22 protein-coding genes and 1 pseudogene are annotated in these 24,217 nt (G+C 73.7%); 12 read left to right on the plus strand and 11 right to left on the minus strand.

Features of this window, described 5'->3' with window-relative positions; genetic code table 11:
* Positions 1-113: 113 nt before the first annotated feature.
* A complete protein-coding gene (locus ACZ4VL_RS36295; protein ID WP_468208957.1) occupies positions 114-581 on the minus strand; it encodes an RICIN domain-containing protein in 468 nt (155 codons plus the stop codon).
* 147 nt (positions 582-728) lie between these two features.
* Here ACZ4VL_RS36295 and ACZ4VL_RS36300 point away from each other — a divergent pair, with 147 nt between their 5' ends.
* The 3 genes and pseudogenes from ACZ4VL_RS36300 to ACZ4VL_RS36310 all read left to right on the plus strand — a co-directional run bounded on the left by ACZ4VL_RS36300 (position 729) and on the right by ACZ4VL_RS36310 (position 4,505).
* Positions 729-3,896: an NACHT and WD repeat domain-containing protein gene (locus ACZ4VL_RS36300; protein ID WP_468208960.1), complete on the plus strand. Its 3,168-nt coding sequence runs from the start codon at positions 729-731 to the stop codon at positions 3,894-3,896.
* 21 nt (positions 3,897-3,917) lie between these two features.
* Positions 3,918-3,977, plus strand: a pseudogene (locus tag ACZ4VL_RS36305) (hypothetical protein); the annotation flags it as partial.
* Between the two features lie 78 nt (positions 3,978-4,055).
* On the plus strand, positions 4,056-4,505 hold the full coding sequence (locus tag ACZ4VL_RS36310) for a WD40 repeat domain-containing protein (RefSeq protein ID WP_468209007.1): 450 nt from the start codon (positions 4,056-4,058) through the stop codon (positions 4,503-4,505).
* Positions 4,506-4,554: 49 nt separating this feature from the next.
* On the opposite strand, the gene ACZ4VL_RS36315 is transcribed toward ACZ4VL_RS36310, so the two are convergent.
* Positions 4,555-5,463: a LysR family transcriptional regulator gene (locus ACZ4VL_RS36315; RefSeq protein ID WP_468208962.1), complete on the minus strand. Its 909-nt coding sequence runs from the start codon at positions 5,461-5,463 to the stop codon at positions 4,555-4,557.
* A gap of 121 nt (positions 5,464-5,584) precedes the next feature.
* Here ACZ4VL_RS36315 and ACZ4VL_RS36320 point away from each other — a divergent pair, with 121 nt between their 5' ends.
* Positions 5,585-6,298 carry a type 1 glutamine amidotransferase domain-containing protein gene (locus ACZ4VL_RS36320; protein ID WP_468208964.1) on the plus strand — a complete coding sequence of 238 codons (714 nt, stop codon included), beginning with the start codon at positions 5,585-5,587 and terminating at the stop codon, positions 6,296-6,298.
* Between the two features lie 178 nt (positions 6,299-6,476).
* On the opposite strand, the gene ACZ4VL_RS36325 is transcribed toward ACZ4VL_RS36320, so the two are convergent.
* From ACZ4VL_RS36325 to ACZ4VL_RS36335, 3 genes are all read right to left on the minus strand, one after another.
* Positions 6,477-7,175 (minus strand): hypothetical protein, encoded by a 699-nt coding sequence (locus ACZ4VL_RS36325; RefSeq protein WP_468208967.1) that lies wholly within the window; start codon positions 7,173-7,175, stop codon positions 6,477-6,479.
* Between the two features lie 203 nt (positions 7,176-7,378).
* Entirely contained in the window at positions 7,379-7,888 is a 510-nt protein-coding gene (locus ACZ4VL_RS36330; RefSeq protein WP_468208970.1) for a CAP domain-containing protein, read from the minus strand.
* Between the two features lie 465 nt (positions 7,889-8,353).
* Positions 8,354-9,394 carry a pentapeptide repeat-containing protein gene (locus ACZ4VL_RS36335; protein WP_468208972.1) on the minus strand — a complete coding sequence of 347 codons (1,041 nt, stop codon included), beginning with the start codon at positions 9,392-9,394 and terminating at the stop codon, positions 8,354-8,356.
* A gap of 193 nt (positions 9,395-9,587) precedes the next feature.
* Between ACZ4VL_RS36335 and ACZ4VL_RS36340 the strand changes: the two genes are divergently transcribed.
* Entirely contained in the window at positions 9,588-10,286 is a 699-nt protein-coding gene (locus tag ACZ4VL_RS36340) for a 2-phosphosulfolactate phosphatase (RefSeq protein WP_468209010.1), read from the plus strand.
* A gap of 158 nt (positions 10,287-10,444) precedes the next feature.
* On the opposite strand, the gene ACZ4VL_RS36345 is transcribed toward ACZ4VL_RS36340, so the two are convergent.
* On the minus strand, positions 10,445-11,284 hold the full coding sequence (locus ACZ4VL_RS36345) for an NAD(P)H-binding protein (RefSeq protein WP_468208974.1): 840 nt from the start codon (positions 11,282-11,284) through the stop codon (positions 10,445-10,447).
* Between the two features lie 91 nt (positions 11,285-11,375).
* On the opposite strand from ACZ4VL_RS36345, the gene ACZ4VL_RS36350 reads away from it, so the two are divergent.
* Positions 11,376-11,747, plus strand: coding sequence for a winged helix-turn-helix transcriptional regulator (locus ACZ4VL_RS36350; protein WP_468208976.1), 372 nt, complete (start codon positions 11,376-11,378; stop codon positions 11,745-11,747).
* 37 nt (positions 11,748-11,784) lie between these two features.
* Here ACZ4VL_RS36350 and ACZ4VL_RS36355 read toward each other — a convergent pair whose 3' ends face one another.
* Positions 11,785-12,294, minus strand: a complete 510-nt coding sequence (locus ACZ4VL_RS36355) for a GNAT family N-acetyltransferase (RefSeq protein WP_468208979.1) — start codon at positions 12,292-12,294, stop codon at positions 11,785-11,787.
* Between the two features lie 281 nt (positions 12,295-12,575).
* Between ACZ4VL_RS36355 and ACZ4VL_RS36360 the strand changes: the two genes are divergently transcribed.
* On the plus strand, positions 12,576-13,529 hold the full coding sequence (locus ACZ4VL_RS36360) for a zinc-binding dehydrogenase (RefSeq protein ID WP_468208982.1): 954 nt from the start codon (positions 12,576-12,578) through the stop codon (positions 13,527-13,529).
* Positions 13,530-13,615: 86 nt separating this feature from the next.
* On the opposite strand, the gene ACZ4VL_RS36365 is transcribed toward ACZ4VL_RS36360, so the two are convergent.
* The 3 genes from ACZ4VL_RS36365 to ACZ4VL_RS36375 form a co-directional block, all read right to left on the minus strand.
* Positions 13,616-14,146, minus strand: coding sequence for a GNAT family N-acetyltransferase (locus tag ACZ4VL_RS36365; protein WP_468208984.1), 531 nt, complete (start codon positions 14,144-14,146; stop codon positions 13,616-13,618).
* A gap of 50 nt (positions 14,147-14,196) precedes the next feature.
* The gene (locus ACZ4VL_RS36370) at positions 14,197-14,913 is read right to left on the minus strand and encodes a sigma-70 family RNA polymerase sigma factor (protein ID WP_468208986.1); all 717 of its coding nucleotides are present in this window, start codon (positions 14,911-14,913) and stop codon (positions 14,197-14,199) included.
* A 143-nt stretch (positions 14,914-15,056) separates the two neighbouring features.
* A complete protein-coding gene (locus ACZ4VL_RS36375; RefSeq protein WP_468208989.1) occupies positions 15,057-15,779 on the minus strand; it encodes a hypothetical protein in 723 nt (240 codons plus the stop codon).
* Positions 15,780-16,129: 350 nt separating this feature from the next.
* On the opposite strand from ACZ4VL_RS36375, the gene ACZ4VL_RS36380 reads away from it, so the two are divergent.
* Together ACZ4VL_RS36380 and ACZ4VL_RS36385 are read left to right on the plus strand one after the other, a co-directional pair.
* The gene (locus ACZ4VL_RS36380; RefSeq protein ID WP_468208992.1) at positions 16,130-17,302 is read left to right on the plus strand and encodes an MFS transporter; all 1,173 of its coding nucleotides are present in this window, start codon (positions 16,130-16,132) and stop codon (positions 17,300-17,302) included.
* Entirely contained in the window at positions 17,299-18,387 is a 1,089-nt protein-coding gene (locus ACZ4VL_RS36385) for a sugar ABC transporter permease (RefSeq protein WP_468208995.1), read from the plus strand. The genes ACZ4VL_RS36380 and ACZ4VL_RS36385 overlap by 4 nt, the downstream gene beginning before the upstream one ends.
* On the opposite strand, the gene ACZ4VL_RS36390 is transcribed toward ACZ4VL_RS36385, so the two are convergent.
* On the minus strand, positions 18,374-19,582 hold the full coding sequence (locus ACZ4VL_RS36390; RefSeq protein ID WP_468208997.1) for an acyl-CoA dehydrogenase family protein: 1,209 nt from the start codon (positions 19,580-19,582) through the stop codon (positions 18,374-18,376). The two genes, ACZ4VL_RS36385 and ACZ4VL_RS36390, sit on opposite strands and share 14 nt — an antisense overlap.
* Positions 19,583-19,734: 152 nt before the next feature.
* On the opposite strand from ACZ4VL_RS36390, the gene ACZ4VL_RS36395 reads away from it, so the two are divergent.
* From ACZ4VL_RS36395 to ACZ4VL_RS36405, 3 genes are all read left to right on the plus strand, one after another.
* The gene (locus ACZ4VL_RS36395) at positions 19,735-21,531 is read left to right on the plus strand and encodes a CoA transferase (protein ID WP_468209000.1); all 1,797 of its coding nucleotides are present in this window, start codon (positions 19,735-19,737) and stop codon (positions 21,529-21,531) included.
* Complete coding sequence (locus tag ACZ4VL_RS36400) at positions 21,528-23,234, plus strand: class I adenylate-forming enzyme family protein (RefSeq protein ID WP_468209002.1); 1,707 nt, start codon at positions 21,528-21,530, stop codon at positions 23,232-23,234. Before ACZ4VL_RS36395 ends, ACZ4VL_RS36400 begins: the two co-directional genes overlap by 4 nt.
* A gap of 84 nt (positions 23,235-23,318) precedes the next feature.
* Positions 23,319-24,080, plus strand: a complete 762-nt coding sequence (locus ACZ4VL_RS36405; protein ID WP_468209005.1) for a DJ-1/PfpI family protein — start codon at positions 23,319-23,321, stop codon at positions 24,078-24,080.
* The last annotated feature ends 137 nt before the right edge of the window (positions 24,081-24,217 follow it).

Here is a 24,217-nt window from a genome sequence, read left to right on the forward strand (position 1 = left end):
GATCCAACCGCCGGCCCCCCACGCCCAACACAAAACAACCACCCCACACCCCCCCCCCCCCCCCCCCCCCCCCCCCCCCCCCCCCCCCCCCCCCCCCCCCCCCGGGCCGGCGTTCAGAAGTCCCAGCTCTGGCTCCGCGCGCCGTTGCAGCTCCAACTCACCAGGAGCTGGCCGTTCTCGGGCCGACCGCCCAGGATGTCCAGGCACTTCCCGTTCACGCGGTTCCGGATCTCGCTGCCGTTGCGGAACCACTTCTGGTGGAGACCGCCGTTGCAGTCCCACATGGCCACCGAGCCCTGGTCACCCAGATGGGGGCCGTAGATCTCCAGGCACTTCCCGTTCATGCTGGAGCGGATCTGCTCACCGTCCCAGCGCCACTGCTGGTTGGTGTTGCCGGTGCAGTCCCACGTCACGGTGGAGGCTCCGTTCTCCTGATGGAACATGAAGATGTCGGCGCACCTCCCGTTCAGGTTGGACTTCAGCAGCGGCGCCGCGGCAAACGCGGGCGTGCCCGGGAAGGCGGCGCCGGCCAGCAGTCCGGTGGCCGCCGCCAGCAGCATCAGTCGTCGCACAGACCTCATGGTTCTCCTTCGTCTCGGGCTTGCGCGGTTGCGCTGGCCCATGTCTAACCGCCGGCCGATGTCCGGCGCCGGAACGAGGGTTCCGGACATCAAGAGCTGGACAATCACCTCCCATCACGACTGCGGAAAGACGCAGGAAGGAAGGCAATGCCACGCCCCGAACGCCCCCTCGACCTGGACACCGGTCCGCTGACACGGTTCGCGGCCGACCTTCGCAAGCTGCGCGAGGCGGCGGGACGCCCGCCCTACCGGGCACTGGCCAAGAGGGCCCACTATTCGTCCACGACGCTGTCGGACGCCGCGGGCGGGCACAGGTTCCCCAGCCTCGGCGTCACGCTCGCCTACGTCGAGGCGTGCCAGGGGGACCGCCGCGCATGGGAAACCCGATGGCATGCGGTCGCCGCCGAGATCGCCGCGAGCGCACCGGGCGACGAGCCCGGGGAGTCCAGTCGGCGGAGCACACCGTACGCGGGACTGTCGGCGTTCCAACCGGAAGACGCCGACCGCTTCTTCGGGCGCGAGCGACTGACCGACGAGGTGCTCGCGAAGGTGCGTGACCACCGGTTCCTGGCGGCCTTCGGGCCGTCCGGAGCAGGGAAGTCCTCGGTGCTGCGGGCCGGGCTCGTCGCCCGCGCGCGGGCATCCGGGTGGCCGGTCATGCTGTTCACGCCGGGTCCGCATCCCGTGGAGGAGTGCGCGATCCACCTGGCCGCCGCGACGGGAGAGGCTCCCGGCGCGCTGGTGACCGAACTGCTCGACGATCCCAAGGCCCTGCACCTGCGGATCCGCCGAGCCGTCGTCGACCGCGCACCGGACATCGACGCGCTGATCGTCGTCGACCAGTTCGAGGAGGTCTTCACCCTCTGCAGGGACCGGGAGGAACGGGACGCGTTCATCGCCCTGCTGATCGCGGCCACCACGGCGGCGACCAGCAGGACCCGGGTGGTACTCGGCGTCCGCGCCGACTTCTACGGCCACTGCGTGCAGGACCCCCGGCTGGTCGAGGCGATGCGCGACGCGCAGGTCGCGGTCGGACCGATGAGCAGCCAGGAGCTGCGCGAGGCCATCACCCGGCCGGCCGGGCTCAGCGACTGCACCGTGACCGGCCCGCTGTTGGCGGCCGTGGTCGCGGACGCCGCCGGCCAGCCGGGTGCGCTGCCCCTGGTCTCGCACGCGATGGCCGAGACCTGGCGCCGCCGCAGCGGCAGCCGGCTGACCCTGGACGGCTATCTGGCGGCCGGCGGCATCCAGCACGCGCTGGCCCACACCGCCGAGGCCGCCTACCAGGCGCTGTCACCCGTACAGCAGGACCTCGCCAGATCGCTGTTCCTCCGGCTGACCGCGCTGGGCGACGGTACGGAGGACACCAGGCGCCGGATCACGAGGGACGAGCTCGACCCGAACCCCGACACCGCCTTCGTGCTCGACACCCTGACCCGGCAGAGGCTGGTGACGCTGGACCAGAAATGCGTCGAGATCACGCACGAGGCGATCATCCGGTGCTGGCCGAGACTGCGCGGCTGGCTCACCGAGGACCGCGACCAGCTACTCCTGCACCGGCAGCTCACCGACGCGACCGCCGACTGGGAAGCGCAGGACCACGACCCCCACGCCTTGTACCGGGGTGCCCGACTGGCCGCGGCGCTGGACCTGGTCGCGGCGGACGGCAGCCGGCTGACCTCCAGGGAACGGCGCTTCCTCGACGCGAGCCGGGAAGCGCAGGCCGGTGAGATCGCGGCGGTCAGGCGACGAACGGTCCGGCTGAGGCAACTGGTCACGCTGCTCACCGTGCTCGTGGTCATCGCCGCGACCGCGGGCGGGCTGGCCATCGACTCGCGGGACTCGGCCGTCCGGCAGCGCAACGTGGCCCTTGCGCGAAAGGCCGCCGCGGACGCGGCCGGAGTGCGGCAGCAGAACCCGGCCCTCGCCGCGCAGCTGAACCTGGCCGCCTACCGGTTGGCGGCCACCGGCGACGTCCGCGACCAGCTCATGAGCGCGTTCTCGACGACGTACACGGGCCGGCTCACCGGTCACACCTCCGATGTGGTCTCGATCTCCGTCGCGCCGAAGGGCACCGTCCTGGCCTCGGCGAGCTGGGACCGCACGGTGCGACTGTGGGACATCGGGGACGCCCACCGCCCCGTGGAACTCGCCGTCCTGCACCAGCCGGAGCAGCTGAGGGCGGTGGCGTTCGGTGAGGGTGGTCATGTCCTCGCCACGGCGGGCGAACGCTCGGTGCGGCTGTGGGACGTGACGAACCCGCGTGCGCCCGCAGAGCTGAGCACGCTGCCCGAGCAGCCGTCCGCGCCGACGTGGGTGGCGTACCGGCCCGGCGGCGTCCTCGCCACCGGCCACACCGACGGCGGGGCCCGGCTGTGGAACGTGCAGGACCCCCGCCATCCCCGGCTGCTGGCCACCGTGCCGGGCCACACCGGCACGGTCACCTCGGTGACGTTCGGCCCGGACGGCCGCACGCTGGCGACGACCGGCGACACCACGGCGAGGCTGTGGGACGTCGTCGACCCCGCCCATCCGGTCCTCCTCGACGTGCTGCGCGGCCACACCGACACGGTGACCTCGGCCGCGTTCAGTCCGGACGGCCGGACCGTGGCCACCGGGAGCTGGGATCGCACCGCTCGGGTCTGGGACGTCGGCAGCAGCCCGCGCACGCAGCCACCGGCCGTCCTGCCCGGCCACCCCGCGATCGTCTGGTCGGTGGCGTTCAGCCCCGACGGCAGCACGCTCGTCACGGTGGGCGGGTCCACGCAGTTCTGGGACGTCGCGGCCCGGGCCGACCCGAAGCGGATCAGCACGGTGCAGGGCGGCTTCTACCAGGCCGCGTTCAGCCCGGACGGTCGCGTGCTCGCCAACTCCGACCGGCTCCTGGACCTGCGGGACCTGTCGCTCGCGACCCACGACGACGTGGTCACGTCCCTGGCGTTCGCCCGCGGCGGCCACCTGCTCGCCAGCGCCAGCTGGGACGGCACGGCACGCCTGTGGCAGGTCACCGGAGGCCGGTCCCTGTGGCCGCTGTCGGTCCTGCACGGGCACACCAGGTTCGTCCGGTCCGTGGCGTTCAGCCCGGACGGGCGTACCCTCGTCACGGCCAGTGAGGACGCCACCGCCCGCGTCTGGGACGTGACCGAGCCGCGCAGACCGCGACTGGCCTCGGTCCTCACCCCCGGCGCCGGTGAAGTCGGCGGTGCCCGCTTCGGCCCGGACGGCCACCTGCTGGCCGTCTGGGCGCAGGGCACGGCCGGTCTGTGGGACCTGACCGATCCCGGCCGTCCCCGGCGACTGAGCCGGATCGCCTAGGACGGGCCGCACGTCACGACGGCCTCGTTCCGCCCGGACGGCCGCACGCTCGTGACGAGCACCGGCGAGTCCGGTTCGCTGCGGTTCTGGGACATCAGGGATCCGCGCAACCCCCGGGAACTGCCGTTCCCGTACCGATCCGCCCCTCTGACCGGCGGCGTGTTCAGCCCCGACGACCGGCGACTGGCCGCCTTCCACCGCACGGACAGGACGGTCTGGTTGATGGACGTCAGCGACATCGGCCACCCGGTGAGGACGGGGCAGCTACCGGCGTCCGGCTCCTGGCTCTACACGCTGGTCTTCGACGCGGAGGGCCGCCGACTGGCCGCCGGCGCCGCGGACGGCAAGGCCCTGCTGTGGGACGTCGGCGGTACGGCCACTCCCACGGCGCTCACCGGCCACGCGAACCCCGTACCGGCCGTCGCCTTCAGCCCGGACGGCCACGCCCTGGCCACCGGCGGCAACGACTTCACGATCCGGCTGTGGGACCCCGCCCTGGACAGGGTGGCCGCCCGCATCTGCGACAGCGCCCACCCCCGCATCACCCGAACCCAATGGGCGCAGTACTTCCCGGCGGTCGACTTCCACCCGCCCTGCCCCGGCACATGACATCCGTCCCGATCACGGCTCGCGGTGGGCCGGCGGACCGGGTGGTCCGCTACAGGACGTCCCACTCGCGGGAGCGTTCGGTCAGGTGGCGGTGGACTCCTGCCACGGCAGGGTTGACCAGGCCGCCGGCGAGGGTCGCCAGGTAGAGGGTGTTCAGCGGGGGTACGAGCGGGTGGTGCAGCGCCTCAACCGACCCGGCAGCGAGTGCGGGTTCCACGAGGTAGCGGGGCAGCACCGACACCCCCGCTCCGGCGACCACGGCGGCCAGGACCGCGCGGAGGTCGGGGACGGTGACCGCGACCGGGTTGGGTGGGCGGCGGCCGAACTCGCTGCGCCAGTAGCGCCGGATGATGGGCAACTCCTCCCCGTACGCGACCAGCGGCAGGTGGGCCAGGGCCTGGAGCGGTTCGGTGGTGAGCCGCTCGGGGTCGACCGTGCGGGCGAGGCTGGGGGAGCCCACCAGCACGAACTCCTCGTCGGCGAGGGGCGTGGCCACCACGTCCTTCAGCTGCGGGCGGACCGCCGAGACCACCAGGTCGACCCGCCCGGCGGTGAGCGCCGCGAGCAGCTCCTCCGCGAGGCCCAGAGTGATCCGCAGCCTCAGGCCACGGGTGGTGAGCGGAGCGAGCGCGGGCACGATGCGCGTGGCCATCAGCTCCGAGGCGCCGGCGAGACGCACCGTGCCCCGGAAGGCCGCCTGGTCCTCGCCGGGGGCGACGAGCGCGTGGCGCAGCTCGTCGATGCGGGTGCCTACCCGCCGGGCCAGGTCGTAGGCGCGTTCGGTGGGGACCACGCCCCGGCGCGATCGGATGAAGAGGGGTTCGCCGAGCTGTTCCTCCAGGCGGGCGAGCTGTCCGCTGACAGCGGGCTGGGACAGGCCCCGCCGGTCCGCGGCGGCGGTGATCGACCCGCTCCGGTAGATCTCCAGGAAGGTGGACAACAGGTCGAGGTCCGCCACGCAACCCTCCATCCATAAGAAATCTGATGACAGGAGCGAGCCTATCGGAGAAATTGCGAGGTCTGGCGGGTTGGATGGACGCAGGCAATCCGCAAGCGCGAGAACAGAAAGAAGGTCCGCCATGGCAAAGGTCCTCATGGTCCTCACCGGCGCCGACAGCATCACCCTGGCCGACGGCACGACCCACCCCACCGGATTCTGGGCCGAGGAGGTCGTCGTGTCGCACCGGGTACTGCGTGAGGCCGGCCATGAGGTCGACATCGCCACCCCCGGGGGCGTACGGCCCACCGTCGACGGGATCAGCCTCGACGAGCGCGGCGGCGTGGACGAGGCCGAGGGTGAGGAGTTCCGCACGTACCTGGACTCCCTGGCCGACCGGCTGGGCAAGCCCCTCACGCTGGCCGATGTCGCGGCCGCCGACTACGACGCGGTCTACATCCCCGGTGGACACGGGCCGATGGAGGACCTGGCGCATGACCGGGACCTCGGCCGTCTGCTCGTCGACACCGACCGAGGTGGGAAGACCGTCGCGGCACTGTGCCACGGCCCCGCGGGCCTGCTCAGCGCGACCGACGAGAACGGCGCCTTCGCCTTCGCCGGCCGCAAGCTGACCGTCTTCACCGACGAGGAGGAGCGGCAGGGCGGCCTCAAGGAGGCGTCCCCGTACTTCGTGGAGAGCAGGCTCCGCGAGCTCGGTGCCGACGTCGAGGGCGGTCCGGCCTGGACGAGCAGGGTCGTGGTCGACGGCAACCTCGTCACCGGCCAGAACCCCCAGTCCAGCGCCGCCACCGCCCAGCACGTGGCCGAGGCGCTCAAGGCCCGCGGCGCCGCCTGAGGCAAGGGTTCGCCGACTTCGGAAAGACCGCCGACGGACTGGCCGGACGCGGTCGGCGCCGGCCGAGGGCAGCCTCGACCTCGCCGACCGCGCCGGTGCCCCGGCCCGCAGACGTCTTCTCCACCGCCAGACGTCTTCTCAACCGCTCGCCCCGTGACCAGGCCCCGGGTGCGGCTGCTCACCAGGCCACGTTGGCCGCGACCGCGCCGTCGGCCGTTCTGAGCTGCACGGTGCCCCGGTCCCCGTACACCTGCCGGCGCCAGGCGGCGAAGACCTGGGCGAGGGCGCGGGCGTCGTCGCCCCGGCCCTTGCCGACGGAGTCGGTGGCGAAGACGACGAGGGCTTCGCCGGCGTCGCGCACCTTCCGTACGCGGACCTGCCTGATGACCACGGAAGGGTCGCCCCCGGTGGGGTGCCCGGCCTGGTAGGTCTTGAACTCGCGGGTCATGTCGTACCAGCCCGCGTCACCGCACGGGACCGCCGCTCCGGGCGTCGCTTCGGCGTCCGTGGGGGGTCCGGGAACACCCGTCTCCTCGTCGGTGGGAGGCTGCGGGGGCCCGGTCTGCTCCTCGGTGGGAGGCTGCGGGGGCCCGGTCTGCTCCTCGGTGGGAGGCTGCGGGGGCCCCGTTTCCTCCTCGGTCGGGGGCTGGGGCGAGCCGTGTTCCTCGTCGGTGGGCGGGTGGACGGGGCCCTCCACGTCCGACGTGAGATCGAGCGGCTCGCACAAGCCGGTGGCCGGTACGGCCGACGGCACGGCCGCTGCCGTGCCGTTCGCCTGCCGCGTACCGCACCCCGTTGCCAGTACGGCGCACGCGCACAGCAGCGCCGCGACGGCCGCCGTACGCCGCCCCGCCCGCGAAACTTCTGTCAGGGTCACCAGAATCCCTCCTCGCCCAAGGAGAGGATCAGGCGCAGGCGGGGGTTCCCGAATCCCCGCTGGAATCCGCGCCGCAGCGAACCCCGTGTAGCGAACGGCAGGGCCCGTCCGTCGGCCTGTCAACGACGCCGCCGCGTCGGGACCTTCAGGAACCGCGCCCAGGTGGTGGCGGTCCGTGTCCGTTTCGGTCCGTGTCGGTCGGGTCAGGCGTAGCGGCAGACGGTGACGCCGGTTGCGGCGCCGCATCCCATCTTCGTGTAGTTCTTCTGGACCATGTTCCAGTAGTGGCCCCAGTTCCTGTAGCTGGGGTCCTTCGTGTTCCAGTTCGGGCCGGCGGCGTCGTAGGCGGCCTTTTCTGCGGCCCACTGCGATACGGCCTGGGACGGCCCGGCACCGGACATGTTCTCGGCGCCGTTGTTGAAGCTCATGTCGTGCTTGAGGCTTCCTCCGGCGAGGGAGTCGGGGTTGTCGGCCCACGACTGCGAGCCGGAGGCGAGGGCCGCGTCCCAGACGAGGGGTGACGCGCCTTCCTTCTGGCGTATCGCGTTGGTGTCCTTCAGCATGGCGGCCTGGTCGGCGGGGCTGACCTGAGCGGGAAGGCCGGCCGGGACGGCGGCGGAGGCCGCGGGGCCCGTACCCGACACCAGTCCTCCGACCGTCAGCGCGGCCGCAAGGGCTAGGGCCCGACGGTGTGCACGAGAAAGTCTTGTCATTGCGACTCCCTGGTCGCATGGAAGCAACGGAGAGTGCCGGCGCGGTGCACGACCGTCAACCGTCATGGGAGGGGGCAACACGGCCGGCAGGCACGATGGCCGGTGAGCCATCGGCGACGCGGTGTTCTTGTGACGGCGGCCCGTGGCCGCCTCCCCTACGGCCAGCGTATGTCCGGGGGACGGGCGAGGCGACCGGGGCGGCAGGACGGGCGCGAGCAAGACGAACCGGACTGTGCAAGTGCGGTGCAGGAACGGCGAATCGGAGCTGTGATGCGGGTGCGGCCGCGGTGCCTTACCGGGTCGCCTTGCCCCGATGCGGTCTCGACCTGATCCAGGCCCTGCGTGCCGGCGCTGCCACCGAGGAAGCCGGCCGCATGGAGTCATCGCGTCGGCGGGGCTGGATCAGCCGGGGCCGACGTGGTGGGTTGTGCCCGGGACCGGAGCCGGGGCCGGGTTATGGGGACGTCAATACGGCAGGCCTCGGGTGTTCCTGCGGATCGTGTCCTTGAACTCCGCGGTGGACATGTTCTTCGCGCCGGTGAGATCGGCGCCGGTCAGGTCCGCTCCGGTGAAGTCCGCGTCGCGGAGATCCGCCTGCCTCAGGTCCGCTCCGCGCAGGACCGCGCCGGGCAGGCTGGCGCGGACGAGGCTGGCCCGCTGTAGGCGGGCGTCCTGCATTGCCGCCTTCGTCAGGTCAGTGTCCTCGAAGTGCGCCCCGACCGCCTGGATCCGGCTCAGGTCGGCCCCCACCAGGCGCGACCGGGCCAGATCGGCGCCGGTCAGCACGGCGTCCGACAACTCGGCCTTGGTCAGGGCCGCTTCTCGTAGGACCGTGCCCGCCATGACCGCCCCGGGCAGACGGGCGTGCTCCAGATCTGCGTCGCCCAGATCTGCGCCGCTGAAGTCGGCATCCGGGAAGTTGATGCCGATCACGCGTTCGCGGCTCCGGTCCCACATCCCCACGTAGCCCAGGTGGCGCAAGTGCACGTTGCGCAGGTCGAAGTCGCCACGGCCGTCCCGTACGGGATCCCGGTTGGCCAGCACCGTCATGGCCGCCTGCACGTCCGTGGCCGGGCGGGCATCGGCGAGGCCACCCACCAGGCCGCGGGTGTGCTCACGGACGTACGCCGTCAGCAGTGTCACGATGGTGGGCTGCTCGTCCGGCGAGTCCTGCATCAGCCGCTGCAGGCCGTAGACGCCGCCGAGGCGGATGTCCACGGCGGGGGAGGCGAGGTTTCCGATGGCCGCGTTGAACCGGCCGGTGACCTGGCCCTGCTCGGCGACCCTCAGCTGTTCGCCGGACTGCTCGACCGAAGCCCAGGTGAACAGCAGGGCGGCGAGAGCCGCGATCCGCGGCAGGGCCGCCGCCGCGAGCGCCGCCCACTGGAGTCTGTGTGAGGTAGTGTGCTCGTCCGCCCGAGGGCGCCCTGCGGGCGGCCGCCTTCCGTGACGGGTGCCGTGGCGGGAGACGCGGCGCAGCCGCGCCGAGGTGTTCAGCCTGGCCATGCCTGCCATGGAACCCCGGAACCGTGGACGTACCGGCGTTCTGACGGTGCGGCGTACGACCGTGTCGGGCGAACGGCCGAACCCCCGTTCGTGTGCGTCATCCGAAGGCGCGGCTCGGGCAAGCGCACTCGCGCTGGGCCCGCGACGCACCGAGACGCGAGCGGCCTGAGTAAAATGCCCCGGCATGATCGGAGTGGACGCTCGTTTCGTTGGTATCGCTGAGCTGGTCGAGGCCCCGTCCGTGGCGGTGGTGGTCGACGTCATGCGTGCCTTCACCGTGGCTGCCTGGGCCTTTGCCCAGGGGGCGGAAAAGATCGTTCTTGCCGAATCGTTGGACGACGCTTCGGCGCTCAAGGCCCGCCACCCGGATTGGGTGGCGCTCAAGGACGGTCCGGCCGCGCCCGGGTTCGACTTGGTCAACTCGCCGGGCCTGCTGCGGTCTGTCGACCTTCGCGGACGGACCGTCGTGCAGAAGACAACGGCAGGGACGGTCGGCGCCCTTGCGGTCAAGGACGCGTCGCTGGTGCTGTGCGCCAGTTTCGTGGTGGCGGAGGCAACTGCTCGGCTCTTGCGGGCACGCAGGAGTGACCGTGTCACGTTCGTGGTCACTGGCGACGACGGACGGGCCGACGAAGATCTGGCGTGCGCCCAGTACATCGCGCGGAGGGTCGGTGAAGCCGGGGCGGATGCTGCCGGGTTCCTTCGCCGGGCCGCCGAGTCGCGCGCCGCAGCCGAGCTTGCGGAGGGTGTGCGCCAGGGAGCACATCCTGATGACGTCGCGCTCTGTCTCGAGCTCGACCGGTTTCCGTTCGCCATGGTGGCGGCCTTGACGGACTCACTCATGGTCCTCCGTCCGTGCACCGTGCCCTCGCAGGCCGGCGCCGCGATCTGACCAACCTCCAGTCGGTACGCGGCACCGGCTGCATGTCCCGCTGGCGGGGGTTCTGGTGAGCGGAAGGTGGCGGCCTCAGGTGGAACACGTGATCGCGTTCGCCCTCGACCAAGGCCCGGCCGGCGCCCTGCCCCTGATACGGAGGGTGCTCCTCAGCCTCAGCGGAAGGCGTCGACGTTGCGGGCGGCCCAGTCCGCGAACGTCCGCGCGGGCCGCCCGAGGACCCGCTGGACGGCCGGGCTGACGCGTAGTTCGGCCTCGCTCGGGGCGCCGAGGATGTCCAGGGTGTCCTCCGCGAGCTCCGCCGGCATGCTCCGGCTCATGGCGGCCGCGGCCTCGTCGCGGGTGAGGTCGTGGAACCGCAGGGGCGAGCCCAGCGCGGTGGCGATGGCCTGCGCCTGCTGGCGCGGGGTGATCGCCTCCGGGCCGGTCAGCTCGTACACACCGCCGTCGTGCCGGTCCTCCAGCAGACAGGCCGCGGCGACCCCGGCGATGTCCACCGGGTCGATGATCGGCACGCCGACATCACCGAACGGCGCGGCGACGACCCGCTGAGCGCGGACGGACCCGGCCCACCACAGGGCGTTGGAGGCGAAGCCGCCCGGCCGCAGGATCGCCCACTCCAGGCCGGACTCCCGCACCACGTCCTCCAGCGCACGCATCGCGATCCGCGTCGCGCCGAAGGGCCTGGTCGCCACGCCCTGTGTGGAGAGCAGCACGACCCTGCGCACCCCGCCGGCCGCAGCCCGGGCGATGAGCTCGGCCGGGCCGGTTCCGGGACCGTGCAGGTCGCCGGACAGCAGCAGGAACAGTGCCTTCGCCCCCGCGAGCGCGGGCTCCAGGCCGGCCGGCTCGGCAAGGTCGGCCGCCAGGTGGCGGACGCCCTCCGGCACGGGCGCGGCGTGCCGCGACACCGCCAACACCTGCTCGCCCGCCTCGGCCAGCGCCCGCGTCAGCGGCCGGCCCACGTTTCCGGTAGCCCCGGTCACCACGATCATGATCAGCTCCTCGTCCGATGTCGTGTCCGGCCCTGACGCTAGGACGTGGGCTAACTTTCGGTAAGGGCATACCCGGAGGTAAGCTCCGCACATGACGGGAAGCGCGCAGCTCGGACACGGCGACGTGGGGAGGCGCTATGACGTGTTTCACACCGACTGCCCCGCGCGCGACATGGTCGACCACGTGACCAGCAGGTGGGGCATCTGGGTGCTGATCTCCTTGCAGAGCAACGACCTTCGGTTCTACGAGCTGCGCGAAAGCATCCAGGGCATCAGCGAGAAGATGCTCGCCCAGACGCTGCGCGCACTGGTCCAGGACGACCTGGTGTGGCGGAGGGTCGAGCCGACGACACCGCCTCAGGTCACCTACGGGCTCACCGATTTCGGCAGGGACGTGGGCGAACCGCTGCTGGAGCTGTTCGACCGGATCACCCGGCGGCTGCCGCCACGCACGGCAGGTTGACGAACTGCTCGGAAGAACTCGGTCAGTTCACTGCACTTCAGTCCAGTTCGTCGGCGAGGAGGTCCATGAGCAGGCCGTCGTGCCAGGTTCCGTCGGCGCCGCGTTCGTACTGCCTCATGACACCGACGGGCCGGAAGCCGACCTTCGTGTAGCAGCGGATGGCGGCGGCGTTGTCGGCGGCCGGGTCGATGACGAGCCGGTGGAAACCGGCATCGTGGACGAGGTGCCGCGCGAGGGTTCGGACGGCGTCGGTGCCCAGGCCCCGGCCGTGGACCGCAGGGTCCAGGAAGAGGTCGATGCCGGCGTGGCGGTAGTCGGGCTCTTCCTCGGCGTGCCACTGGATCATGCCGATGATGCGGTTGTGCTGGTAGACCGTCAGGCAGTGTGTGTCGGGATCCGTCAGGTCCTCCGCGACCTCGGCTTCGAGGTCGGGGCCGCCGCGCCAGCGCGCCCGCACCTCGGGGGTGGCGCGGATCGAGGCCAGTCCGGGGACGTCGTGGGGCTCGGAAGGACGGAGTTCGACGGCGTTGCCGTACAGGACTGTCATGTCCCGGAGCATACGTTTCCAGCTCGGGGAGACCGGCTGGCCGTAGCCGCCTGGCCGTCGCCGGTGGCAGGGCTGCTCAGGCCGTCGCGCAGGGACCCGTACAGATCGTCGAAGCCCGGATCGCCGAGGGCGGCCTCGGCGTACGGACGGGTCCCGGACCCCGGCGGGACAGGAGCAGGCTCATCCTCCTCGCCGCCGCTTGACCTCATCCGGACTTGAGGTCGGAGAGTGATCACGTGATCGGGGCCTGCCGACGGCCCCGTTGGAAGAGGGCGGATGCCATGAAGGCTGTGCAGGTGGACGCGTACGGTGGTCCGGAAGTGCTGGTCCCGGTGGAACTGCCGGATCCGGTCCCCGCGGCGGGTGAGGTCGTGGTCCGGGCCGAGGCCGTCGACACGATCTTCGTGGAGACCCAGATCCGGGGTGGCTGGGGCGACCGGTTCGGCATCCGCCCGCCGTACGTGCCCGGAGGAGCGGCGGCGGGCGCGGTGGTCGCGGTCGGCGAGGGCGTCGACGAGGACTGGCTGGGCCGCCAGGCCCTGGCAGCGGCGGGCACGCCCGGCACGTACGCGGAGCTCGTCCGGGTACCGCTGGAGCGGCTGGTCGCCGTCCCCGACGGGCTCGGGGCGGCGGAGGCGGCCGCGCTCGGGCACGACGGGGTCACGGGTGCGGGCATCGCCGCGGCGGCAGGGATCACTGCCGGCACCCGCGTGCTGGTCCTGGGCGCGGCCGGCGGGATGGGGACGTTGCTGGTGCAGCTCGCGGTCGCGGCGGGGGCCGAGGTCATCGGCGCGGCGCGGGGCGCGCAGAAACTGGCGCTGGTGCGGAGGCTGGGTGCGCACCGGGTGGTGGACTACACGCAGGAAGGCTGGACCGGGCAGGTCGGCGGGCCGGTGGACCTGTTGCTGGACGGGGTCGGCGGCGAGCTGGGCCGGGCGGCGTTCGCTCTGGTCCGCGACGGCGGCCGGGTCTCGGCGCACGGCGCACCCAGCGGCGGCTTCGCCGAGCCCGACGCGCAGGAGGCCGAGCGGCGCGGGATCACCGTCACCGGGATCCGCGAGGTGCAGTACGAGCCGGAGCAGGTGCGGCGGCTGGCCGCGTTCGCGCTGGGCGAGGCGGCGGCCGGGCGGCTGCGGCCGGTGATCGCCCGGACGTTCCCGCTCGACCGGGCGGCCGATGCGCACCGGGCGATCGAGGCCCGCGAGGTCCCGGGCAAGGCGCTACTGATCCCGTGACGAAGGTGCGGCACCGGGGCGGGTCGCGCCCCGGCCGCCCCTACTACCACGTGCGGGTGGTTGCCGCTGTGGCGTCGCCGGACCGTTCACGAGGTCGCGAACGGTATTTCGATCCAGTACCGCCGTGCCGGGCCGTGTTCGGTGTCCCGGATGCCTTCGAGGACACCGCCGCTGCGCTCGATCGTCTTCACCGAGGCAAGGTTGTCGACGGCGCAGACGAGCAGGACCCGCTCCATGCCGAGCGTCCGTGCCTCGTCGACCGTCTGGTCCAGAGCCCAGGTGGCCAGCCCCCGCCGACGTGAAGACGGCCGGATGCCGTAGCCGATGTGGCCGAACTGCAGCACGTGGTCGTCGAGCCCGTACCGCAGTGCGATGCCGCCGTGCACCCGGTCGCCCTCGACGATCCACCGGTAGATGCAGCCCTGGCCGGCCTTGACCGATATCGGGCCGCACGCGTCGGCCAGCCGTGCCGCCCAGGCCGCGAACGCTTCGGGCGAGTCGACGTCGTCGGACGGGCCCAGCCCGAATCCGTCCTCGTGCAGGCCGGTACCCCATTCGTGATGCGCCTCGAGCCAGGCCGAGTGCAAGTCGGGCGTGGGAACTATCAGTTGGGGCATGGTGGCGACGATACCGACCCCGGGTGAACGGTCGTCACCGTGGTGGGTCGTCACGCCCGTGCTGCGGCCAGGAGCGTGCGCGTGGCCGGGACTTCGTCGCCGCTGTCGCTGCTGCTGGCCCGCCGCCGTGCGGTCCGTGGCTCCGGTCCGGCGGACGTCGTCCGCTCCGCGTCCGTCAGGAGCGCGACGAGATCCAGGCGCGCGCGGGCCACACGGGAGCGGACCGTACCGATGGGGCGTCCGACCGTGGCCGCCGCCTCGGCGTAGCCCAGGCCGAGCAACTGGGTCAGCACGAAGGCCTCCCGGCGCTCCGCCGGAAGGAGCGCCATGAGTTCCGCCAGCGCGACGCCGTCCTCGAATCCGGGGACGCCGTACGGTTGGGCCCGTTCGGCGGCGGTCTGCCAATCCTGCTGGTCCGACAGACGGGGCCGGGCGGCGGCGTGGCGGATGCTGTCGATGACGGTGCGGCGGGCGATCGAGAGAAGCCAGGTGCGCGACGAGGAGCGGCCCTCGAAACGGGGGAGAGCGGCCAGCGCGCGCAGGAAGACGTCCTGGGTGAGGTCGTCTGCGGCCTGGGCGTCGGCGCTGAGGTAGGCGACGTACCGCCACACGTCGCGGTGGAGCGCGCGGACGAAGCGGTCGGCCTTGGCCGGGTCGCCGTCACGGGCCTCGAGGGCCAGCCGGGTCACGTCCGCGTCGGAGGCCGGGGTGTGCCGGGACGCGGTCCGGCCGGCGGGACGGAACGAGGTGTTCGGGGCATGGGTCATCGCCACAGGTCCTTACGGGCAAAGGGGTCGGCGCCCGCGACGCACGGCGGGGCCGATGGAGGTGTACGGCCTGCCGGGGGGCATGGCCGATGCCCGAGGCGCGACGGCGCGGGGCCGCCCGGGTGCGCTCGGGGAGCCGGCTGTCAGGCGACAGCGGTTCCCCGCGGCGGACCCCGTGAGGTGATGGCGTGGACCAGGAGGAGCTGCCGCAGTCCGCGGCGGTGCCGGGCCCGGCGTACGTGGGGGCGCGGGCGGTGCGGAACCGGTGCGAGCAGACCGAACAGCACGCGCAAGGGCGCGCGGAGCCATCCGGCGAGAGCGCGCAGGCAGCGGAAGACCGACCGTTCCGCGCAGCCGAGCCACAGACCGCACAGGACGGCGGCGAGCAGGTGCGCGGCCAGCATGCCGCTGGGCGACGCGCCGGCCATGTCGTGGCCGGTGGTGTGCGGGCCCGTGCCCGCCGCCGTGGCTGCCGCGGATGCCATGGTGTCCATGGCGTGGTGGGCATGGTGGCCGGCCACGGCGGTGCCGGTGGGTGTGCGTTCGCCGCACAGCAGGTACGTGGCCCACTGCCGGGCGAAAGGGCTTCCGGGTGGCAGCGAGGGCCGCAGTAGCGACTGGGCCAGGGAGAACCCGGCGTGGAGCACGGCCTGGACGGCCACCGTCGCGGTGGCGACGGCGAACGGGCCGCGCTCGCGGCCCGTCAGGGCCCAGGCGGCTCCCGACGTCCCGGCGAAAGCGGGAGGCAGCGCCCACCAGGGGACGGCCGTGTCCGACATGAGGACGTGGCCGGTGGCCGCGAGCAGCACGCAGACGGCTGCGAAGATCGCAGCCCGCGCGGCTCGGGAACTGTGGCCTGGCTTCATGGCGCGTTCATCCTCGCACCGGCTTCCCGGGCGGGCAGGGGAGTGCGCGCTTCATGACAAGTCTTCGTGCTCGCCCTCGTGTTCGTCCCTCTTCGTCGTTCTCGTCCTCGGCGCGACCGGCCTCGGTGCGTTGTGGTACACGGCACAGGAAAGGACGGGAACCGGAGGGCCGTGCCACCCGACTGCCTTCCCGGTCGGTCGGCATGTGCAAGATCCGGGGAACGGAGACTTCTGTGGTGGCAGCGCAAGGGACGTCGATGCCGTCGGGGCGGTCGCCGTCGGAGCGGTCAGCGCCGTCGGAGTCGGGCGGTTGGGCAGAGCGGCGACTGACCGCGTTGCTCACGTGCGCCATGGCCTTCTCGATGTTGCAGCTGTTCCTGATGGGAGCTCTGGGACCGCGCCTCGTGGCGGACATGCGGATATCGCCCACCGTTCTCGGGCTGACGACGACCATCGGATTCGGAACCGCCGCCGTGCTGTCCCCGGCGGGAGGTCGGATCGTGGACCGGATCGGCCCGCGGCGCTCACTGGTTCTCCTCCTGCTGGTCTCGGCCGCCGCCCTGGCCTTGATCGGGGCCGCACCGGGCGTCGCCGTGCTGCTGGGCGCGGTCGCTCTGGGCGGAATACCGCAGGCGTTGGCCAACCCGGCCACCAACAAGGCAGTCCTGGCGGCCGTTCCTCCCGCCCGGCGGGGCGCCGTGACGGGCCTGAAGCAGTCCGGTGTGCAGCTGGGCGCGTTCGTGGCCGGTCTGCCGCTCGCGGCGCTCGCCGCAGGGCTGGGCTGGCGCGCCGCGGTCTGGACGGCCTCGGGCGCCGCGCTGCTGGCGGCCGCCTGGGCGGCGCGGTCGCTGCCGGCGGACGCCCCCCTGTCCGCCTCCCCGGCCCCGGCATCGTGGGTTCCGCGGGGGATGGTGGCCTGGCTGGCCGCGTACTCGCTGTTCCTCGGTGCCGGAATCGCCTCGGTCAACACCTACTTGGCGCTCTACGGAGTGCAGCGGCTGGGCATGGACCCGACCGTGGCCGGCGCCCTGGTGGCGGTCCTCGGTGTGACGGGGATCGCCGGCCGGGTGGGATGGTCCAGGGCTGCCGTCCCGGGGCGGGCCGAACGGCTGCCGGGGTGGCTGGCGTGGGGAGCACTGGGAGCGGCCGTGCTGCTGGCGGCCGCCCGGTCGGCGAGTCCGCTGGTGTGGCTCGGCGCCGTGGCGGTGGGCGTGTTCGCCGTCTCGGGCAATGCCGTGTCCATGGTGCTGGTCATGCAGCGCGCCCTGCCCGGGAGGGCCGGGCAGGACTCGGCGCTGGTCGCCGCCGGGTTCTTCGCCGGGTTCGCGGTCGGTCCGTCGCTCTTCGGCCTGTTCGCGGAGCGGGGCCGGTACGGGGCGGGCTGGCTCCTGGTCGCTGCGGAGTTCGCCGTGGCCGGAGCTGTCGCGTTCGTCTGGGCACGCCGGGACCGCCGGGAACATCAGGAACCTCAGGAACGTCAGGACCGCCGGGACCGCCGGGATAGCCAGGGGAACGGCGCGTGAGCTCCACGGACTGGGCCGACCGGGCCCTGGCGGCCGTGATGGCCCGGGTCACGGCGACCGAGGCCGAAGTGGGCACCCGCTTCCCGCTGTACGCCGACCCACGCAACGGGTCCTGGACGACCACCGGGCGCGGTGCGTGGGCCGGTGGCTTCTGGGCCGGGCTCCTGTGGCTGCGTGCGCGCTACACGGGCCGCGGTGCCGACCGCCGGGCCGCCGCCGAGTGCACGGCCCGACTGGAGGGGTGGACGGGCGTCGACACCGCCACCCGTGGCCTGATCCTCTGGTACGGGACCGCTCTCGCCGAAGGCGTCCACCCGGCGACCGCCTTGCGGGACCGGGCGGCGCGGGCCTGCCTCGAGGACTTCGACCCCGAGCGGGGCATCGTTCCCTGGGGCGGCGCCTTCGGCGGCCCCCGCATGCTGGCGCGCGTGGACGGCGTACCCGGAACGGTGCCCCTCCTGGCCGGTGCGGGTCCGGCCGGGGCGGCTGCCGCGGCCGCGCACCTGGACCGGCACCTCGGCCTCTGCCTCGGCGGCGCCGGGGAGCAGCGGCCACCCGCCTGGCGGTTCGACGACGAGGACGGCACGTGGAGTCCGTGCGAGGACCCGAGGACCGGATGGAGCCGGGGCCGGGCGTGGCTGCTCCTCGCGATCGCCGACGCCCTCCTACGGCCGGACGTCGCCGCACACGCCCCGGTGCACCCCGCGGAGGCGACCGAGCGGCTCCTGGCGCAGGACGACGTCCTGACCGGGCGGCTGATCCCGCCGGCCGAGGGCACCGATCCGGACGGGCCCTCGGACACCTCGGCCGCCGCGATCACCGCGGTCGCCCTGCTGAAACTCGCCAGGGTTCCCGGGGCCGGCTGGACGGACGCGTGCGCCTACCGGGGCGTCGCGACCCTGAGCCGGCTCGCGGAGGCCCATCTCTCCCGCACGCAGGACGGGCTTCCGGCCGGAATGCTGCTGGACGGCTGCTACGACGCGGGCAAGGGCCTCGCCGTCCGCCACGAGCTGGTCTGGGGCGACTTCTTCCTGGCCCTGGGGCTCGCTTCGCTGGACGGGCTCGTCGACATCACCCGGGTGTGACCCTCCCCGGACCGTGGTCGCGCAGGATCCGCCGGGCGACGGACGTGATGTGCAGCTCGTCCGGGCCGTCGAGGATGCGGGCCGCGCGTCCGCCGCGGAACAGGGCCGGCAGCGGGGTGTCCGGGCCGAGCCCGGCGGCGCCGTGGACCTGGATGGCGGAGTCGGTGACCTGCTGGAGCATCCGGGCAGCGGCGACCTTGGCGAGCCCGACCTCGGTACGGGCGTCCCGTCCGGCGGCGATGAGCGCCACCGCCTCGTGGACCAGGGGCCGGGTGGTGCGCAGGGCGAGCAGGGCGTCGAACACGTGCTGCTGGACGAGCTGGTGGTCGGCCAGCGGCCCACGGGAGCCGCTGCGCGTCGCGGCCCGCGCGCACATGAGGTCGAAGGCGCGCTGGGCCTGTCCCAGCCAGCGCAGGCAGCGCAGGGTGCGGCCGAGCGCGAGGCGCTCCCCGGCGATGGCGAGCGCCTCGCCCTCGGCGCCGACCAGATGGTCGCCGGGCACGCCGACGCCGTCGAGTTCGATCTCGTACTGGCCGGTCGCCCCGAGGACGGGAAGCTCCCGGACGATCCGGAAGCCGGGGGAGTCGGTGGGGACGAGGAGCAGGGAGAGCCCTCCGCGGTCGCCCGGCGCACCGCTGGTGCGGGCCAGCACCGTCACCAGGTCGGCGGTCGCGGCCGCGGAGGTGAACCACTTGCGGCCGGTGATCCGCCAGCCGCCGTCCGCCTCACGGTCGGCCCGGGTGCCGGTGAGGAAGGGATCCGTTCCGGGAGCGTCGGCTTCGGTCATCGCGTAGCAGGAACGGATCCCGCCGGCGACCAGGGGCTCCAGGTACTTCTCGCGGACCCGGCTCCCGGCGTGCCGGGCCAGCATGGTGACGTCGAGCAGCGGTGCGGAGCCCAGGGCGGCCGGGCCGTGGTCACTGGCACCCTCGACCTCCGCGAGCCGCGCGTACACGGAGAACGGCAGTCCGCCCCCGCCCAGTTCGGCGGGCAGGGGCAGCGCCCACAGCCCCTCCGCGCGGGCGAGGGCACGCAGTTCCCGCAGGGCCGATGCGGCGGCCGGTCCGCCGGCGTCGAGGACCGCCTCCCGCGGGATCACCCGGGTACGGACGAAGCACTCGATCCGCGCCGTCAACTCGGCCGCCTCGTCATCGGGTTGGGGAGCCCCGCCGCTCGTCATGAGTGAAACCGCCACCGTGTTCCTCCCCGTTCCCGGGAACTCACGGGAACGTCTGTCCGACTGTCTGTCCGTGGAACTGGTCGGGCGCGGACGCTCCCGAGTTCCCGCGTTCCGCGTTTTCCGTACGACCTTGGCGACGGCCACCGCCGCGCCGGGAGAGGAGAGGCATGGCGTCACCGGCAATCTCGCAGACGGTCCGGCCACTCGACACACTGCGCCTCGGCGTCTCGGGGCCCCCGCAGATCACGAGCGTCGTCGCCCAGCACCTGCGGCTGCTCGGCGCTCAGGACGGAGCCGCCGGGCAGCAGGACGCGCCCGGTGCCGTCACGCTCACCGGCGGCGGGTACGAGACCGCGCACGCGACCGTCACCTGGGGCGACCCCGACAGGGGCCTCGTCGACGAGGCCACGGTCCAGGCCGCCACCGGCGTGATGGCCGTCCACGGCCGCCGCGACGGCAGCCCGCGGGGGCTGGCCGCCGACTACACGGCGACGGCCACCGGGGTCCTCGCGGTACAGGGACTGCTCGCCGGCCTGGTCGGCCAAGCCCGCGGCACGGGCGCGGCCCACGTCACCACCAGCGCGGACCGGGCCGGGCTGCTCGCCGTGTCCCAGTACCTGGCAGCCGCCGGGGCGGACGAGGGCGAAGCCGCGGAACTCGCGCCCGGCGGACCGCCGTTCACCTCCGCCGAGGGGATCCGGTTCGAGCTGGAGACCCTCGACCCGGGGGCCTGGGCCGCGTTCTGGCGGGCCCTGGACGCGTCGGCCGAAGCGATGCGGGCGGGCTGGCGGCCCTTCCAGTTCCGGTACGCCACCGCCTGCGCGCCGTTCCCGCAGGCCCTCCACACCGTCACCCGGGCGCACCCCCTGGCCCGGATCCGGCAGGCCGCAGCCCTCTCGGGGGCCGAGGTGTGCGTCCTGCGCACCCTCACCGAACGGCTCACCGAAGCCGACGGCGCGCCACCGTGGTCCTTCCGGCCGTTCGGGCCGAGCGGCCCCGTTCCGTCGTCCCGGGTCACCCCGAGCACCCTGGCACCCTCCAGCGCCGCGCGGCCGCTCGCCGGGCTGACGGTGCTGGAGGCGGGCCGCCGCATCCAGGCCCCGCTCGCCGCCCACCTGCTCGGGCTGCTGGGCGCCGAGGTCGTCAGGATCGAGCCGCCGGGCGGGGACCCGCTGCGCGGGATGCCCCCGGCCTGCTCCGGGATCTCAGCCCGCTGGCTCGCCCTGAACCGCGGCAAGAAGGCCGTGGAGATCGACATCAAGACGGCGAGTGACCGGCGCCGGCTGCTGGAGATGGCAGCGGAGGCGGACGTCTTCCTCCACAACTGGGCTCCGGGCAAGGCCGCCGAGCTCGGCCTCGACGCCGACGACCTGGCACGCGTCAATCCCGCGCTCGTGTACGCGTACACCGGCGGCTGGGCGGACCGGATCGACGACGCCCCCATGGGCACCGACTTCATGGTCCAGGCCCGGACCGGGGTCGGCGAGGCCGTACGTCCCGACGGCGAGCCGCCGGCGCCGTCCCTGATGACCCTGCTGGACGTGCTCGGAGGACTGCACGGCACCGAAGCCGTCCTCGCCGGCCTGCTGCTGCGCGAACGCACCGGGCAAGGCGTCCGCGTGGACTCCTCCCTCCTCGGCGCGGCCGACACCCTCACCGCACCCGCCCTCGCGCGCGCGGCCCGCGGGGAGAACCCCCGCCGCCCCGCCGGCTTCCGCCACCCGCTGCCCACCGCGGACGGCTGGATCGCGCCCGTCGACGACAGCGCCCCCGCCGCGGCCGCCCACGACCTGCGCGGGCTGGGCACGGCCGACGCCCTCGCCCGGCTGGGCTCGCACGGCCTGACCGCCACCGCGGTCACGACCGACCTGTCCGACCTGCACCACGACCCGCGCTTCGCCGGCTCGATCAGCCGTGACGCGCACGGTGCCCCTGCCGTCTCCGACCCCTGGAGCTTCGCATGACCGCCAACAGGCTCGTACTGCACGACCTGCTGCCCGCCGACCTCCGCCGCTCGTGGGTGGTCGACGGGACCTGCCCGGACCTCGACCTGTACAGCCTCTTCCGGGCCCGCCAGATCGCGAACCTGCACCGGACCGCCGTCCTCGACGCCAAGGGCAAGCTCTGCTACACCGCCCTGGACCGCAAGGTCCGATGCCTGGCGGTCGGCCTCAGAGAGCTCGGCATCCGCCCGGGCGACGTCGTCGGCGTACAACTGCCCAACAACCGCAACGCCGTGATCGCCGACCTGGCCCTGGCCGCCCTCGGGGCCGTCGCGCTCCCGTTCCCCGTCGGCCGCGGCGTCCTGGAAGCGGAATGCCTGCTGCGCCGGGCGGAAGCCGTCGCCGTCATCGCCTCCGTCGAACACCGGGACTTCCACCACGCCGCCGACCTGCAAGCGCTCTCCCGCTCCCTGCCCGCCCTGCGCCACGTCGTCGCCGTGGGCCCCGGGACCGCACCGGAGGGAACCGTCGCCTGGTCCGAGCTCCTGCGCTCGGACCCGCGGGCGTTCGTGGCCGCCCGCCCCGACCCGGAGGGCGCGGCCCGCATCCTGGTCTCCTCGGGTTCCGAGGCCGAGCCGAAGATGATCGCGTACTCGCACAACGCGCTCGCGGGCGGGCGCGGCAACTTCCTCGCCTCCCTCATCCCGGACGGCACCCCGCCCCGCTGCCTGTTCCTGGTGCCGCTCGCCTCCGCCTTCGGCTCGAACGGCACCGCGGTCACCCTCGCCCGGCACGGCGGCACCCTGGTCCTGCTCGACCACTTCACCGCCGAAGCCGCCCTGGCGGCCGTACGCGAGCACGGACCCACCCATGTCCTGGGCGTGCCGACCATGATCCGGATGATGCTCGAACGCCTGGACGCGGCGGCCGAGCCGCTGCCCGCGCCCACCGCCCTCGTCGTCGGCGGCGCCCCCCTCGACGAGACCACGGCGGAGGCCGCGGCCAAGGCGTTCGGCTGCCCGGTCGTCAACCTCTACGGCTCCGCCGACGGCGTCAACTGCCACACCGGGCTCGCCCACACCGTCCCGCCCACGGACGGCGCGGGCGTCGTCGCCGGCCACCCCGACCCGCGCGTCGCGGAGATCCGCATCGCCGATCCCGAGACCCACGCGGCGCTGCCCGACGGGGCCGTCGGGGAGATCACCTCGCGCGGGCCCATGACCCCGCTGTGCTACGTCGCCGCCCCGGACCTGGATGCCCGCTACCGCACGCCCGACGGCTGGGTCCGCACCGGCGACCTCGGCTACCTGGACCCCGGCGGCGTCCTGCACGTGGTCGGCCGCCTCAAGGACATCGTCATCCGCGGCGGCGCCAACATCAGCCCCGCCGAGGTCGAGCGCGAGCTCAGCTCCCACCCCCGGGTCTGCGACGTCGTCTGCGTCGGCGTGCCCGACCCGCTCATGGGCGAACGCCTGGCGGCCTGCGTGGTCCCGCGCACCGGGCGGACCCCGACCCTCGAAGACCTCTGCGCCCACCTGACCGGGCGCGGCCTGGAGCGGCAGAAGCACCCCGAGCGCCTCCTCGTCGTGGACGCCCTGCCCCTCACCCCGGCCGGGAAGCCCGACCGCGCCGCCCTCCGCGAACGGCTGACCGCGAGCCCGCCCTCCACCCCGGCAGCGCCGGCGGTGGTCGACCCCGGACCCCCGCTCGCGCAGGCCGGCTGACCGGCCACGCCCCGACGGCCCCCGGCGCGGGCCCATCCGTACGCGCGCCCCGAAGATCCGCCCGACCCCGAGCAGGAGCACGTGATGAACCGAAGGAACCTACTGCGCGCCTCGACCGCGATCGGCGCCGCCGGCGCGGTCGCCGGCCTCGCCGGAGCCGGAGTCGGAGTCGGCGCCGGACCGGCCGCGGCGGCCACGGCCGAGACCGCGTCCGAGCGTCCCACCACGCGGGGCGGCGGCCCCCTGCGCGTGCACATCGCCATGTTCGACGGGGTGGAGGAGCTCGACTTCGCCGCCCCGTACGAGGTGTTCTCCGCCGCCCGGTTCTTCACCGCCGTGCCGGTCGAAGTCCGCTACGTGACCACGTCCCGGCCCGGCTTCGTACGCGCCTCGTACGGCTCGCGGATCGACGTCGAGCACCCGTGGTCCCCCGACGAGGCCGATGTGATCGTCGTACCGGGCGGCGGTTACGCGCGCCGCGAGGACCCGGGCGTATGGGCCGAGATCCGACGCGGCACCCTCCCGCGCGCACTGCGGGCCGCACCCCGCAAGGGGCTCACCCTCAGCGGCCTGTGCACGGGGGTCATGCTGCTGTCCGCTGCCGGACTGACCCGGGGACGGCCGTGCACGACCCACCACAAGGCCCGGCCCGACCTCGCACAGCAGGGCGGTGAGCTGAAGAACGCGCGGGTCGTGGACGACGGCGACCTCGTCACCGCCGGGGGCATCACGTCGGGCCTGGAGCTCGCTCTGTGGCTCGTCCGCCGCGCACTCGGGCCCGACACCGCGACGGGCGTGGAGGCCATGCTCGAGTACGAGGCCCGCGGCACGGTCTGGTCCCGGTAGCCGCGCGGCCGGGGAAGGGAGCACACGGGGGCGGGGGGGGGGGGGGGAAGGGGGGACCCCCCCCCCCCCCCCCCCCCCCCCTCCCCCCCCTCCCCCCCCCCCCCCCCCCCCCCCCCCCCCCCCCCCCCCCCCCCCCC

Source organism: Streptomyces sp. NPDC029014, from assembly GCF_055564695.1.